We start from the raw sequence: 15,450 nt of genomic DNA, 5'->3' as shown, positions 1-15,450 counted from the left end.
GCCGATCGCATGCCACTATTTAGTTACTGTCAGCCAGGGGAGGAACCATGACGCAGCCATTGGCCGGAAAACACATTTTGATTGTTGAAGACGAGCCCGTTTTCCGATCGCTACTGGATTCGTGGTTATCCTCGCTGGGCGCAATGACGTCACTGGCAGAAGATGGCATCGACGCCCTGGAAAAAATGATCGGCATTACGCCCGATTTGATGATTTGCGACATAGCGATGCCGCGCATGAATGGACTGAAGCTGGTTGAACATCTGCGTAACGAAGGTAACCAGACGCCGATTCTGGTGATCTCGGCCACAGAGAATATGGCGGATATTGCCAAAGCATTACGTCTTGGCGTCCAGGATATTCTGCTTAAACCGGTCAAGGATCTGAACCGGCTGCGTGAAACGGTCCTGGCGTGCCTTTATCCCAATATGTTTAATTCCCGGGTAGAGGAAGAGGAACGTCTTTTCCAGGACTGGGATGCCCTGGTGAGTAATCCGCCTGCTGCGGCGAAACTATTGCAAGAGCTCCAGCCGCCTGTACAGCAAACTATTTCACACTGTCGCGTAAATTATCGCCAGCTGGTGGCGGCTGACCAGCCCGGACTGGTGCTGGATATCGCACCTTTATCTGATACCGACCTTGCGTTTTATTCTCTGGATGTCACCCGGGCAGGGGATAACGGTGTATTAGCCGCGTTACTTCTTCGCGCGCTATTTAATGGTTTGTTGCAGGAACAGTTATCGCATCAGGGACAACGGCTACCGGAGTTAGGCAGTTTACTCAAACAAGTAAACCAGCTTTTTCGTCAGGCCAATTTACCCGGACAGTTCCCGCTGCTGGTCGGCTATTACCACAGCGGTTTAAAAAATCTGATCCTCGTCTCAGCAGGTCTCAACGCTTCACTGAATACCGGTGAACATCATATTCAGGTGAGTAACGGCGTGCCGCTTGGGACATTGGGAACGGCTTATCTTAATCAAATTAGCCACCGCTGTTCCTCCTGGCAGTGCCAAATTTGGGGCGCCGGGGGACGGCTACGCTTAATGTTGTCCACGGAATAAGCAATTGGATCTTAATTTTAAGATTGCTTTACCTGTGTTTTACGGGGAGTGCTACTATCGCTGCCCAGATTCATGCGTATTTGTCCTAATTGATCGGCAACGCGTTCTTTTCAGACCCGGACTGCGGGGCGAGGCTGATATACTCAACGCGTTATTTATTGCATAAAAGTTCAAAACTTGAACAGCTCAGGAGAATTTGAATGGCTGCCCTAAATTCGAAAGTCAGAAAGGCCGTTATCCCGGTAGCGGGATTGGGGACTAGGATGTTACCAGCAACTAAGGCGATTCCTAAAGAGATGCTGCCTTTGGTTGATAAGCCATTAATCCAGTATGTCGTTAATGAATGTATCGCAGCCGGCATCACTGAAATTGTGCTGGTTACGCATTCATCTAAAAACTCTATCGAAAACCATTTCGATACAAGCTTTGAACTTGAAGCCATGCTGGAAAAGCGTGTTAAGCGTCAGCTCTTAGAAGAAGTTCAATCTATTTGCCCTCCACACGTCACCATTATGCAGGTTCGTCAGGGCCTGGCTAAAGGTCTGGGCCACGCTGTTATGTGCGCGCATCCTGTTGTAGGTGATGAGCCTGTAGCGGTAATTCTGCCTGACGTAATTCTGGACGAATACGAATCCGATCTTTCTCAGGATAACCTGGCCGAAATGATCAAACGTTTCGACGAAACCGGCAGTAGCCAGATTATGGTTGAGCCTGTTGAAGACGTAACGGCATACGGTGTGGTTGACTGCAAAGGCGTTAACCTTGAGCCGGGCGAAAGTGTGCCAATGGTTGGTGTCGTAGAGAAGCCTAAAGCCGACGTAGCGCCTTCAAACCTTGCCGTTGTAGGTCGCTATGTCCTGAGTGCTGAAATCTGGCCTCTGCTGGCTAAAACGCCTCCAGGCGCGGGTGATGAGATCCAGCTGACGGATGCCATCGATATGCTGATCGAGAAAGAGACCGTTGAGGCCTACCATATGAAAGGTAAGAGCCATGACTGCGGTAATAAGCTCGGTTATATGCAGGCATTTGTTGAATATGGTATCCGCCACAATACCCTTGGTGAAGAATTTAAAACCTGGCTCAAAGAGAGCGTAGGTATTAAGAAATAAGCCACGGTTGTAAATGTTCGAAACCGGTGAGGCATTGCCCACCGGTTTTTTTATGCCCATAACACTCCCAAAAACCTGTCTGAAAGTACAGTCGATGAAATTGCTAAATAATGCTTTATGACAGAGTGTAAGAGGATGTATGCGACAAATTTAGGTTAAAAAAAATCCCGCAATATGCGGGATTTTTCTGAATATGGCTCGATTAATCCTTGATCAGGAAGTCGTCCAGCTGTTTACCCTGCTCATCCATCGCTTTCTTGATTACAGCAGGAGTACGACCCTGGCCAGTCCAGGTTTTAGTTTCGCCGTTCTCGTCAACGTAGCTATATTTAGCAGGACGTGCCGCACGCTTGGCTTTAGTACCGGTTTTAGCGGCAGCCATGCTGTTCAGCAATTCATTTGGATCGATACCATCAGCAATCAGCATTTCACGATATTGCTGCAGTTTACGAGTACGCTCTTCGATTTCAGCCGCAGCAGCGCTTTCTTCTTCACGACGTTCATTAACTACAACTTCTAATTTTTCCAGCATTTCTTCAAGCGTTTCGAGGGTGCATTCTCTTGCCTGCGCACGAAGAGTACGGATGTTGTTCAGAATTTTAAGTGCTTCGCTCATTGTAGTAATCTCAAACTTATAATGGGGGGTGGTTTGTTGACCTAATAATAGAGCCATAAATTCAGTTGTGCAATAGCCAGGAATGTAAGGAATTCAAAAAATACTAAATAATGGCGCTATTATTAATTACGCTAACTTAAATTTCACCGCCCGGCAGTCTCGGTTGTTATCACCGGAAGCTGCTTAACCCGGTCGATTGTGTCTTTTTTTTGTGACATTTCCCGCAGGAATTATAGTTGCGGCGGAGAAATATCAGCCTTTTGTATTAGTTCCCCTCCGTGATGTTAAGACTGAAATAGTTAATAAATAGTGAATTTTAATGAACGGGGATTCCACTATAAAAAGCAGTGTTATGTTTTGCTGAACATATAACATATTGGCCGAGGAGAGGGTGTTTACTACATGTTTTAACGGGCTATTTTCATAAAAAGAAGGTTGTAAACTCCGCGCTGAAACGCTTCCCCTGTGTGCTACATCGCTGATGACCAGACAAAATATGGTACAATGACTCATCGGGAATATTACACATTGATTAGGGTTTTACGGCCAATGGCACAACTTTATTTCTACTATTCGGCAATGAATGCCGGGAAATCCACCGCGTTGCTGCAATCCTCGTACAATTACCAGGAGCGCGGGATGCGTACCGTTGTTTATACGGCTGAAATTGACGATCGCTTTGGTGCAGGGAAGGTGAGCTCAAGAATAGGACTCTCGTCGCCTGCGAGGCTTTTTAACCCGAAAACCGATCTGTTTGAAGACATTCATGCAGAACATGCTGCACAGCCGATTCACTGTGTCCTGGTCGATGAGAGCCAGTTTCTGACGCGTGAACAGGTATATGCCCTGTCAGAAGTGGTCGATGAGCTTGATATCCCCGTTCTTTGTTACGGTCTGCGCACGGATTTTCGCGGTGAGCTCTTTGCCGGGAGCCAGTACTTACTCGCCTGGTCGGATAAACTTGTTGAATTGAAAACAATCTGCTTCTGCGGTCGTAAAGCCAGTATGGTGCTTCGTCTTGACCAGGCTGGTAAACCTTATGCAGATGGTGAGCAGGTGGTGATAGGCGGTAATGAACGCTATGTTTCGGTCTGCCGTAAGCATTATAAAGAAGCGTTGTCTGTAGGCTCGCTGACGGCGATTCAGCACGACAACAGAAAATAATGTCAGTCTTGTTATTCAGACATAAAAAAACCCGCCAATAAGGCGGGTTTTTCATCTGCTGCTGTCAATTAAGCGCTTTTCTTCGCTTTCTTGTCAGCTTTGATGACAGGAACTTCTGTTTTCACAGCGGCAACATCACCTTCTTTGAACTCACGACCATAGTAGGTATCCAGCAGAATCTGTTTCAGCTCGGAGATCAGTGGGTAGCGCGGGTTAGCACCAGTACACTGGTCATCGAAGGCATCTTCAGACAGCTTATCTACATGAGCGAGGAAGTCAGCTTCCTGAACGCCTGCTTCACGGATAGATTTAGGAATACCCAGCTCAGCTTTCAGGCTTTCCAGCCATGCCAGCAGTTTCTCAATCTTCGCAGCAGTACGGTCGCCCGGTGCGCTCAGACCAAGGTGGTCAGCGATTTCAGCATAGCGACGACGTGCTTGTGGACGGTCGTACTGGCTGAAAGCAGTCTGTTTAGTTGGGTTGTCGTTAGCGTTATAACGGATAACGTTGCTGATCAACAGGGCGTTCGCCAGACCGTGAGGAATGTGGAACTGTGAGCCCAGTTTGTGCGCCATTGAGTGGCAAACACCCAGGAAGGCGTTGGCAAACGCGATACCTGCGATGGTTGCTGCACTGTGAACGCGTTCACGTGCTACCGGGTTTTTAGACCCTTCATTGTAGGACGCTGGCAGGTTTTCTTTCAGCAGTTTCAGAGCCTGCAGAGCCTGACCGTCAGAGAACTCAGATGCCAGTACAGAAACGTAGGCTTCCAGGGCGTGAGTTACCGCATCCAGACCACCGAACGCACACAGTGACTTAGGCATTTCCATGACCAGGTTTGCATCAACGATAGCCATGTCTGGGGTCAGCGCGTAGTCAGCCAGCGGGTATTTCTGACCTGTCGCATCGTCTGTTACTACCGCAAATGGTGTAACTTCTGAACCGGTACCGGAAGTAGTGGTTACCGCGATCATTTTGGCTTTTACGCCCATTTTCGGGAACTTGTAGATACGTTTACGGATATCCATAAAGCGCAGCGCCAGTTCTTCGAAGTGGGTTTCAGGATGCTCGTACATGACCCACATGATTTTCGCGGCGTCCATTGGGGAACCACCACCCAGTGCAATAATCACATCTGGTTTGAAGGAGTTAGCCAGCTCAGCACCTTTACGCACAACGCTCAGGGTAGGGTCAGCTTCAACTTCAAAGAACACTTCAGTTTCAACGCCGGCCGCTTTCAGCACAGAGGTGATCTGGTCAGCGTAGCCGTTGTTGAACAGGAAACGGTCAGTCACGATGAGCGCACGTTTGTGGCCATCAGTAATCACTTCATCCAGCGCGATTGGCAGTGAGCCACGGCGGAAGTAGATAGATTTCGGAAGTTTGTGCCACAACATGTTTTCAGCTCGCTTAGCAACGGTTTTCTTGTTGATCAGGTGTTTTGGACCAACGTTTTCAGAGATGGAGTTACCACCCCAGGAACCACAACCCAGAGTCAGGGAAGGTGCGAGTTTGAAGTTGTACAGGTCACCGATACCACCCTGAGAAGCAGGGGTGTTAATCAGGATACGTGCAGTTTTCATCATCTGACCGAAGTGAGCAACGCGTTCTGGCTGGTTGTCCTGGTCGGTGTACAGACAAGACGTGTGACCGATACCGCCCATGGCAACCAGTTTCTCGGCTTTCTCTACCGCGTCTTCGAAATCTTTCGCACGGTACATGGCAAGCGTTGGGGACAGTTTTTCATGTGCAAACGGCTCGCTTTCGTCGACAACTTTCACTTCACCGATCAGGATTTTGGTGGTTGCCGGAACGGTAAAGCCTGCCAGCTCAGCAATTTTGTAAGCCGGCTGACCTACGATAGCGGCGTTCAATGCGCCATTTTTCAGGATAATGTCCTGAACCGCTTTCAGCTCTTTGCCCTGCAGCAGGTAGCCGCCGTGGCTGGCGAAACGTTCACGAACAGCGTCGTACACGGAATCGACAACAACAACAGACTGTTCAGATGCACAGATAACGCCGTTATCGAAGGTTTTAGACATCAGTACAGACGCAACGGCACGTTTGATGTCAGCGGTTTCGTCGATAACAACAGGTGTGTTACCGGCGCCAACACCGATCGCTGGTTTACCGGAGCTGTATGCGGCTTTAACCATGCCAGGACCACCGGTCGCCAGGATCAGGTTAATGTCCGGGTGATGCATCAGCGCATTGGAGAGCTCAACGGAAGGTTGGTCGATCCAGCCAATCAGATCTTTTGGTGCACCAGCAGCGATCGCCGCCTGAAGGACGATATCCGCAGCTTTGTTAGTCGCATCTTTCGCACGTGGATGTGGAGAGAAGATGATTGCGTTACGGGTCTTCAGGCTAATCAGTGATTTGAAGATAGCAGTAGACGTTGGGTTAGTGGTCGGAACGATACCGCAGATGATGCCGATAGGTTCAGCGATGGTGATGGTACCGAAGGTGTCGTCTTCGGACAGCACGCCACAGGTTTTCTCATCTTTATAGGCGTTGTAGATATACTCGGAAGCGAAGTGGTTTTTAATCACTTTATCTTCCACGATACCCATGCCGGATTCGGCAACGGCCATTTTAGCGAGAGGGATTCGAGCATCTGCAGCAGCCAGTGCGGCCGCGCGGAAGATTTTATCAACCTGTTCTTGGGTGAAATTGGCATATTCACGCTGGGCTTTTTTAACGCGCTCGACGAGGGCGTTCAGTTCAGCGATATTAGTAACAGCCATAATGCTCTCCTGATAATGTTTAAACTCTTTTAGTAAACCAGCGCTCGATACGTCACACAGTATAGACAGAGCCGATACGACTTGCGTAACACAAAGTAAAACAAAGAGTTACTTTCTGCGTCAGCACACTAATTTACTAAAAGAGCCTTACCTTAGCATCATCCCTTTTTGTCAGGTGACCTCCCTGGGGGTGTAACCAAGATTACTCACTTCTGAGTACTGAAATCATGATCTGTGTCAATTTTTCCCCAAGCTGATACCTTTCAGCAGGGTTATTTCTTTGAGATTTTTCCAGTGTTAAATAATTAAGTAAGTATTGGAAGCAGCACTATCATTGATTATACATCTGTTTAACATCCTGAAATGATAACGTTTTGGTACAGATTTCAAGTGAAGTATGCTGATAAAAAGGGTATCTTCAGCGCGATTTCTCACGACAAATTGTCAGTCCCGGGCATGTGTATAAGCGGAGCAAAACGTGATCCAAACGCTCTTTGATTTTCCAACGTATTTTAAATTTTTTATTGGTTTGTTTGCCCTGGTCAACCCGGTGGGGATCATTCCAGTCTTCATTAGTATGACGAGTTACCAGACGGCGGCGGCCAGGAACAAGACCAACCTTACCGCTAACCTGTCGGTCGCTATCATATTGTTGACCTCCCTTTTTCTCGGAGACACGATTCTTCAGCTGTTCGGGATTTCAATTGATTCTTTCCGCATTGCGGGTGGGATCCTGGTCGTGACCATCGCTATGTCCATGATCAGCGGTAAGCTGGGCGAGGATAAACAGAACAAGCAGGAGAAGTCAGAAACCGCCATCCGCGAAAGTATTGGCGTGGTGCCGCTGGCCTTACCGCTCATGGCTGGCCCTGGCGCCATCAGTTCAACCATTGTCTGGGGCACGCGTTACCATAGCCTGATGCACCTGATTGGTTTTTCCGTCGCCATTGCTATTTTTGCGCTCTGCTGTTGGGGAGTGTTCCGCATGGCACCCTGGCTTGTACGCCTGTTGGGGCAGACGGGAATTAACGTCATAACGCGTATCATGGGCCTGCTGTTGATGGCGTTAGGGATTGAATTTATCGTGACGGGAATTAAAAGCATTTTCCCCGGTTTGCTGCACTGATATTTCGTATGAAAGAACGGAGCAACGGCTCCGTTTTTTTACGTCATTATCAGTAAATCCTATAACTAAAGTTGAAATGCTCACATATCATAATAAATTCTACTAATAATGTTCATTACTTGTATTTCAATAAGTTATTAATCCCCTTAAAACCCGCCTGCACAGAAAATCTTCGATCGCTCTGTTATTTCACTCACATGATACTCTGGGGCTTGCTGAGAGATAACCGAAATGATATTAGTAATTTCAACATTCCCCTAGATGAATGTGCTAAATAATAACCAGTTGTTAAATTTTTGTACAAAATCACTCGATGATAGCGCAGCGACGCGCTTGTAGAGATAATTTTCTCTATCCTATTGAATATCATGTTTTTTTAGTGATGTTCGATATCCGGCAAGGCTGCCCTCAACGATACGGTACTCACCGTAAAAGAGAATTGCTTAACAAATTTGCAAAATGTATTGGCGCGCGTTTACGCCATTTGATACTTTCCGGCCTAATATTTTGCAGCATAAAACAAGCAGATGAGAATTATTTTCATATGGTTCTCTTCTCAGATATCCATCGCAGGTCTCAAACAGGGGAGGCCTGTTAAGAATCGACGCAAGACGGCCATACGAGCGGTCAGTAATAAAAAAGTCGGTGATAGCAAGCGGTAAAAGAAGAACCTGACAGCAGCAAAAAAAACTCCTGCGCTGTACAGGCCCCAACAGGGGATTACACAGCTGGCGAAGGCCAGTCATTATAATGAGTGGAGTACCAACACAATGTCCATCATCACAAAAAAAAATCTGGTAGCGGCGGGGATTTTAACTGCGCTAATCGCGGGCAACGCTGCAATGGCTGCGGACGTTCCTGCAGGTGTTCAACTGGCGGAGAAACAGACGCTGGTGCGTAACAACGGTGCGGAAGTTCAGTCTCTCGACCCGCACAAAATTGAAGGTGTTCCTGAGTCTAACGTTAACCGCGACCTGTTCGAAGGCCTGCTGGTAACAGACGTAGACGGCCACCCGGCGCCGGGTGTAGCAGAAAAATGGGAAAACAAAGATTTCAAAGTCTGGACCTTCCATCTGCGTAAAGATGCGAAATGGTCCGACGGTACACCGGTCACAGCCGAAGATTTCGTTTATAGCTGGCAGCGTCTGGCGAATCCAACCACCGCCTCTCCGTATGCGAGCTACCTGCAATATGGCCACATTGCCAATATTGATGACATCATCGCGGGCAAAAAACCTGTTACCGACCTGGGCGTAAAAGCGATCGATGCCAATACCTTTGAAGTGACGTTGAGCGAACCTGTTCCGTACTTCTATAAGCTGCTGGTTCACCCGTCCGTCTCTCCGGTACCAAAATCCGCCGTGGAAAAATTTGGTGAAAAATGGACCCAGCCTGCCAATATCGTGACTAACGGTGCCTACAAGCTGAAAGACTGGGTGGTCAACGAGCGTATGGTGCTTGAGCGTAACCCGCAGTATTGGGACAACGCTAAAACCGTTATTAATCAGGTTACCTATCTGCCAATTTCGTCCGAAGTGACTGACGTTAACCGCTACCGCAGCGGTGAAATCGACATGACCTATAACAACATGCCGATTGAACTGTTCCAGAAACTGAAAAAAGAGATCCCTAAAGAAGTTCACGTCGATCCGTACCTGTGCACCTATTACTATGAAATCAACAACCAGAAAGCACCGTTCACCGACGTACGCGTTCGTACCGCGCTGAAGCTGGCACTGGATCGCGATATCATCGTGAACAAAGTGAAAAACCAGGGCGATCTGCCGGCGTACAGCTATACCCCTCCATACACCGATGGCGCAAAACTGACCGAGCCAGAGTGGTTCAAACAGACTCAGGAACAGCGTAACGCGGAAGCGAAGAAACTGCTGGCCGAAGCGGGCTACACCGCAGATAAGCCGCTAACCTTCAGCCTCTTGTACAACACCTCCGATCTGCACAAAAAACTGGCTATCGCCGTCGCCTCGATCTGGAAAAAGAACCTGGGCGCGAACGTGAAGCTGGAGAACCAGGAGTGGAAGACCTTCCTCGACAGCCGTCATCAGGGCACCTTTGACGTGGCGCGTGCTGGCTGGTGTGCGGACTATAACGAACCGACCTCCTTCCTGAACACCATGCTGAGTGACAGCTCAAACAACACCGCGCACTATAAGAGCCCGGCGTTTGACAAGCTGATCGCCGACACGCTGAAAACCACTGACGAAGCACAGCGTACTGAACTGTACTCTAAAGCCGAGCAGCAGCTGGATAAAGATTCCGCGATCGTTCCGGTTTACTACTACGTTAACGCCCGTCTGGTGAAACCCTGGGTAGGTGGATATACCGGTAAAGACCCGATGGATAATATCTACGTTAAAAACTTGTATATTATCAAGCATTAATGGCAATGAGTGGGGCGGGCATGCTCGCCCCACGGTGTCTAACCAACGTCACATAATATAGGCACACGCCAGAAGGTACGGGCAATGTTGAAATTTATCCTACGTCGCTGTCTTGAAGCGATTCCAACGCTATTTATTCTCATCACGATTTCCTTCTTCATGATGCGTCTTGCGCCGGGCAGTCCATTTACCGGTGAGCGTACGCTGCCGCCTGAAGTCATGGCGAATATCGAAGCGAAATACCACTTAAACGATCCTATCTCTACCCAGTACTTCAATTACCTGAAGCAGCTGGCCCACGGTGATTTTGGACCGTCATTTAAATATAAAGACTATTCCGTTAACGACCTGGTGGCCTCCAGCTTCCCGGTTTCGGCGAAATTGGGTGCTGCGGCATTCATTCTGGCGATCGTTTTTGGAGTCACCGCAGGCGTTATCGCCGCGCTCAGACAAAATACCAAATGGGATTATGCAGTAATGGGGGTGGCGATGACCGGGGTAGTGATACCTAGCTTCGTTGTCGCGCCATTACTGGTGATGATATTTGCCATTACGCTGAAGTGGCTGCCTGGCGGCGGCTGGAACGGCGGGGCATTGAAGTTCATGATTTTGCCGATGGTGGCATTATCTCTGGCGTACATCGCCAGTATCGCGCGTATCACCCGTGGTTCAATGATCGAAGTGCTGCACTCGAACTTCATTCGTACCGCGCGTGCTAAAGGGCTGCCGATGCGTCGGATTATCTTCCGCCACGCGCTTAAGCCGGCACTGTTGCCCGTGCTCTCCTACATGGGACCGGCATTCGTCGGGATCATTACCGGCTCGATGGTTATCGAAACAATTTACGGCCTGCCGGGCATCGGCCAGCTGTTTGTTAACGGCGCGCTTAACCGCGACTATTCGCTGGTACTGAGCCTGACTATTCTCGTCGGTGCGCTGACCATTCTCTTTAACGCTATCGTTGATGTGCTGTATGCCGTCATCGACCCGAAAATCCGTTACTAACTGGAGCACGCCATGATGTTGAGTAAGAAAAACAGCGAGGCGCTGGAAAACTTCAGTGAAAAACTGGAAGTGGAAGGTCGTAGCCTCTGGCAGGACGCGCGCCGTCGCTTTATGCACAACCGCGCGGCGGTTGCGAGTCTGGTGGTTCTGGTGATCATCGCGCTGTTTGTGACCCTGGCGCCGATGCTGTCGCAATTTACCTATTTCGACACCGACTGGGGCATGATGTCCAGCGCGCCGGATATGGAATCAGGCCACTATTTTGGCACGGATTCATCCGGACGCGATCTGCTGGTGCGTGTCGCTATCGGTGGCCGTATCTCTCTGATGGTCGGTATTGCTGCCGCTCTGGTGGCGGTGATCGTGGGGACGCTCTACGGCTCACTGTCCGGCTACCTTGGCGGTAAAGTGGACTCGGTGATGATGCGTCTGCTGGAAATCCTGAACTCCTTCCCGTTTATGTTCTTCGTCATCCTGCTGGTGACCTTCTTCGGTCAGAATATCCTGTTGATCTTCGTGGCCATCGGGATGGTTTCCTGGCTGGATATGGCGCGTATCGTCCGCGGCCAGACGCTGAGCCTCAAACGCAAAGAGTTTATCGAAGCGGCGCAGGTAGGCGGTGTCTCTACCGGTAATATCGTGGTTCGCCATATCGTTCCTAACGTGCTGGGTGTGGTGGTGGTCTATGCCTCACTGCTGGTGCCAAGCATGATCCTGTTTGAATCTTTCCTGAGCTTCCTGGGTCTCGGTACACAAGAGCCGCTGAGCAGCTGGGGCGCGCTGCTGAGCGATGGCGCAAACTCAATGGAAGTGTCTCCGTGGCTGCTGCTTTATCCGGCGGGTTTCCTGGTCGTTACCCTGTTTTGTTTTAACTTTATCGGCGATGGCCTGCGTGATGCCCTCGACCCGAAAGACCGTTAAGGAGCTCCGTCATGACAATTATTGAAACGGCAACCGCGCCACAGGCGCAGCAGCGGAGCGACCTTCTGCTGGACGTAAAAGATCTTCGCGTCACCTTTAAGACTCCGGACGGGGATGTCACCGCCGTGAACGATCTCAACTTCAACCTGCGCGCGGGTGAAACGCTCGGCATCGTCGGTGAATCCGGTTCCGGGAAATCTCAGACCGCCTTTGCGTTAATGGGCCTGCTGGCTGCTAACGGCGTGATTGGGGGTTCCGCGAAATTCAACGGGCGTGAAATCCTTAACCTGCCGGAGCACGAGCTGAACAAGCTGCGCGCCGAACAGATCTCGATGATTTTCCAGGATCCGATGACTTCGCTGAACCCGTACATGCGCGTTGGTGAGCAGCTGATGGAAGTCCTGATGCTGCACAAAGGTCTGGGCAAAGCCGAAGCCTTTGAAGAGTCGGTCAAAATGCTCGATGCGGTGAAAATGCCGGAGGCACGCAAGCGCATGCGCATGTTCCCGCACGAGTTCTCTGGCGGTATGCGTCAGCGCGTGATGATTGCGATGGCGCTGCTCTGCCGGCCTAAGCTGCTGATTGCCGACGAACCTACTACCGCGCTGGACGTTACCGTTCAGGCGCAAATCATGACCCTGTTGAACGAGCTGAAGCGTGAGTTCAACACGGCGATTATCATGATTACCCACGACCTGGGCGTGGTGGCGGGCATCTGTGACAAAGTGCTGGTAATGTACGCCGGGCGAACGATGGAATATGGCAAAGCGCGCGATGTCTTCTATCAGCCAGCTCACCCGTACTCCATTGGCCTGCTGAACGCGGTGCCGCGTCTTGATGCGGAAGGGGAATCCCTGCTCACCATTCCTGGCAACCCGCCAAACCTGCTGCGCCTGCCGAAAGGCTGTCCGTTCCAGCCGCGCTGCCCGCACGCGATGGAAATCTGCAACAGCGCTCCGCCGCTGGAAGAGTTTGCACCAGGCCGTCTGCGCGCCTGCTTTAAGCCGCAGGAGGAACTGGTATGAACGCATTAGATGAAAAACGCAACGTGCTGCTCGAAATTGCTGACCTTAAGGTGCATTTCGACATTAAAGACGGAAAACAGTGGTTCTGGCAGCCGTCGAAGACCCTGAAAGCGGTGGATGGCGTTACGCTGCGCCTGTACGAAGGGGAAACCCTGGGCGTGGTCGGAGAGTCCGGCTGCGGTAAATCGACCTTTGCGCGCGCCATTATCGGTCTGGTAAAAGCGACCGACGGCAAAGTGGCCTGGCTGGGTAAAGATCTGCTGGGCATGAAACCCGACGAGTGGCGCGAGGTGCGCAGCGATATCCAGATGATTTTCCAGGATCCGCTGGCGTCGTTAAACCCGCGTATGACCATCGGCGAGATTATTGCCGAGCCGCTGCGGACCTATCATCCGAAGATGTCTCGTCAGGAAGTGCGCGATCGCGTTAAGGTGATGATGATGAAAGTCGGCCTGTTGCCTAACCTCATCAACCGCTACCCGCACGAATTCTCCGGCGGCCAGTGCCAGCGTATTGGTATCGCCCGTGCGCTGATCCTCGAACCGAAGCTGATTATCTGCGACGAGCCGGTTTCCGCGCTGGACGTGTCCATTCAGGCACAGGTAGTTAACCTGCTGCAGAAGCTGCAGCGTGAAATGGGGCTGTCGCTGATCTTCATCGCGCATGACCTGGCCGTAGTGAAACACATTTCAGACCGCGTGCTGGTGATGTATTTGGGTCACGCCGTGGAGCTGGGTACCTATGACGAGGTGTACCACAATCCACTGCACCCTTACACCAAAGCGCTGATGTCCGCTGTGCCAATCCCCGATCCGGATCTGGAAAAGAATAAGACCATCCAGCTGCTGGAAGGTGAATTGCCCTCACCGATTAACCCGCCGTCGGGCTGCGTCTTCCGCACGCGCTGCCCAATGGCCGGGCCGGAATGTGCGAAAACGCGTCCAGTTCTGGAAGGCAGTTTCCGACATGCGGTTTCCTGCCTGAAAGTAGACCCGTTATAATCGCAAGGGCTGACATGATGTCAGCCCTTATTTTTTGCGAGGTAATCGTGTCGCGTTTATTCACGTCAGCCCGTCGGCGGCTTTATCATTTTTTATTCGATCCTGAAACGGTATCCGGACGACGCTTCGAAGGTCTTTGCGGTTTATTTGCGCTTCTCAGCGTGGTCGTCATTTTTATTGAATCGGGTGCCGGGACGCAATATCACCTGACGTTTGACGAATGGCACATCTTTGTCTGGCTTGAGCTGGCGATTACCCTGGTTTTTACCGCTGAATATCTCCTCCGGGTAATAGCCTGGCCCAACCCGGCCCGATATGTTTTCAGCTTCTGGGGATTTATTGATTTAGCCACCATTCTGCCGCTCTACGTCATGTGGCTGTGGCCGGAAATCAGCCTGAGCTATGTCTTTGCCTGGCGAGCGATGCGCGTTATTCGCGTATTACGTATTCTGAAATTACTGCGCTTTATGCCCTCATTGCGCGTGTTCTGGAGTGCAATCGTCAGCGCACGGCATCAGCTCATTCTGTTCTACTCGTTTATTGCAATCGTCATGATTGTTTTCGGCGCGCTGATGTATTTAATAGAAGGTCCCAAATATGGCTTTACGACGCTCAATGCCTCCGTCTACTGGGCGATTGTGACCGTCACGACCGTGGGTTATGGTGATATTACTCCCCACACGCCGCTGGGCCGCATTGTGGCGTCAGTGCTGATTTTGATTGGCTATTCGGTGATTGCCATTCCGACTGGACTTATTACCACGCACATGAGCAGCGCGTTTCAGAGCCGCAAGCAGCAGCGCAAGTGTCCTCATTGCCAGCAGGGTGAACATGAACACGACGCGCGGTTTTGTCATCGCTGTGGCAATAAATTGCCGGAGTAAATAAAAAAGGCTGCAATCGCAGCCTTTTTTATTATTCGCGCCAGAGTATATGGCACAGCTTATGGTCTTTCTCTCGACACAGCAGGACGCGAGCGAAAATATCGTTAATTTCACCACCGTCTTCATCTGCCAGCCCAATTACCACTTCGGCAAAAAAGTCAGGGTTCAGGTCGAAATCCACATGCTCAGCCCAGTCTTCTGAAGGGTCAAACAGCTCGGCACCGCCGCGCTCTTCGAACTGCAGATTAAAAAGGATCACGTCTGCGGGATCGAGGTTATCAACCGCCAGTTCGAGAAAAATGTCATAGGCCTGCTCGAGCGTTTCGTCTTCGGTCAGGCGATTGTTCAGATCCATTTCCATGATGACTACCTGTTTAACATCGTTGGGC

13 protein-coding genes are annotated in these 15,450 nt (G+C 50.4%); 10 read left to right on the top strand and 3 right to left on the bottom strand.

Annotated features, from left to right (window positions below; translation table 11 throughout):
* Nucleotides 1–47 precede the first annotated feature (47 nt).
* Entirely contained in the window at nt 48–1,061 is a 1,014-nt protein-coding gene (gene rssB / locus FOY93_RS12750) for a two-component system response regulator RssB (protein ID WP_127731313.1), read from the top strand.
* Nucleotides 1,062–1,261: 200 nt separating this feature from the next.
* Complete coding sequence (gene galU, locus FOY93_RS12745) at nt 1,262–2,170, top strand: UTP--glucose-1-phosphate uridylyltransferase GalU (protein WP_008502780.1); 909 nt, start codon at nt 1,262–1,264, stop codon at nt 2,168–2,170.
* 202 nt (nt 2,171–2,372) lie between these two features.
* Here the strand turns inward: galU and hns are convergent, their stop codons facing one another.
* Entirely contained in the window at nt 2,373–2,786 is a 414-nt protein-coding gene (hns, locus tag FOY93_RS12740; protein WP_008502781.1) for a histone-like nucleoid-structuring protein H-NS, read from the bottom strand.
* 549 nt (nt 2,787–3,335) lie between these two features.
* Here hns and tdk point away from each other — a divergent pair.
* The gene (gene tdk / locus FOY93_RS12735) at nt 3,336–3,950 is read left to right on the top strand and encodes a thymidine kinase (RefSeq protein ID WP_111965933.1); all 615 of its coding nucleotides are present in this window, start codon (nt 3,336–3,338) and stop codon (nt 3,948–3,950) included.
* A 68-nt stretch (nt 3,951–4,018) separates the two neighbouring features.
* Here tdk and adhE read toward each other — a convergent pair whose 3' ends face one another.
* The gene (gene adhE, locus FOY93_RS12730; RefSeq protein ID WP_059446810.1) at nt 4,019–6,697 is read right to left on the bottom strand and encodes a bifunctional acetaldehyde-CoA/alcohol dehydrogenase; all 2,679 of its coding nucleotides are present in this window, start codon (nt 6,695–6,697) and stop codon (nt 4,019–4,021) included.
* Between the two features lie 478 nt (nt 6,698–7,175).
* On the opposite strand from adhE, the gene FOY93_RS12725 reads away from it, so the two are divergent.
* The 7 genes from FOY93_RS12725 to FOY93_RS12690 all read left to right on the top strand — a co-directional run bounded on the left by FOY93_RS12725 (nt 7,176) and on the right by FOY93_RS12690 (nt 15,061).
* Nucleotides 7,176–7,823, top strand: coding sequence for a YchE family NAAT transporter (locus tag FOY93_RS12725; protein ID WP_008502784.1), 648 nt, complete (start codon nt 7,176–7,178; stop codon nt 7,821–7,823).
* Between the two features lie 770 nt (nt 7,824–8,593).
* On the top strand, nt 8,594–10,225 hold the full coding sequence (oppA, locus tag FOY93_RS12715) for an oligopeptide ABC transporter substrate-binding protein OppA (protein ID WP_095449162.1): 1,632 nt from the start codon (nt 8,594–8,596) through the stop codon (nt 10,223–10,225).
* 84 nt (nt 10,226–10,309) lie between these two features.
* Complete coding sequence (gene oppB / locus FOY93_RS12710) at nt 10,310–11,230, top strand: oligopeptide ABC transporter permease OppB (protein ID WP_008502786.1); 921 nt, start codon at nt 10,310–10,312, stop codon at nt 11,228–11,230.
* A gap of 12 nt (nt 11,231–11,242) precedes the next feature.
* Entirely contained in the window at nt 11,243–12,151 is a 909-nt protein-coding gene (gene oppC, locus FOY93_RS12705; protein ID WP_008502787.1) for an oligopeptide ABC transporter permease OppC, read from the top strand.
* 11 nt (nt 12,152–12,162) lie between these two features.
* Nucleotides 12,163–13,176 (top strand): ABC transporter ATP-binding protein, encoded by a 1,014-nt coding sequence (locus FOY93_RS12700; RefSeq protein WP_045404931.1) that lies wholly within the window; start codon nt 12,163–12,165, stop codon nt 13,174–13,176.
* Nucleotides 13,173–14,177 carry a murein tripeptide/oligopeptide ABC transporter ATP-binding protein OppF gene (gene oppF / locus FOY93_RS12695; protein WP_143345218.1) on the top strand — a complete coding sequence of 335 codons (1,005 nt, stop codon included), beginning with the start codon at nt 13,173–13,175 and terminating at the stop codon, nt 14,175–14,177. The genes FOY93_RS12700 and oppF overlap by 4 nt, the downstream gene beginning before the upstream one ends.
* Before the next feature lie 14 nt (nt 14,178–14,191).
* Nucleotides 14,192–15,061 carry an ion transporter gene (locus FOY93_RS12690; RefSeq protein ID WP_172621915.1) on the top strand — a complete coding sequence of 290 codons (870 nt, stop codon included), beginning with the start codon at nt 14,192–14,194 and terminating at the stop codon, nt 15,059–15,061.
* 31 nt (nt 15,062–15,092) lie between these two features.
* Here FOY93_RS12690 and FOY93_RS12685 read toward each other — a convergent pair whose 3' ends face one another.
* Nucleotides 15,093–15,422 (bottom strand): HI1450 family dsDNA-mimic protein, encoded by a 330-nt coding sequence (locus tag FOY93_RS12685; protein ID WP_006810881.1) that lies wholly within the window; start codon nt 15,420–15,422, stop codon nt 15,093–15,095.
* Nucleotides 15,423–15,450 lie beyond the last annotated feature (28 nt).

The organism is Enterobacter sp. 18A13, from assembly GCF_007035975.1.
GTDB classification, from domain to species: Bacteria; Pseudomonadota; Gammaproteobacteria; order Enterobacterales; family Enterobacteriaceae; genus Enterobacter; species Enterobacter vonholyi.
Note: the sequence above shows the minus strand (reverse complement) of the source record. Positions and strands in the feature narration are given on the sequence as shown.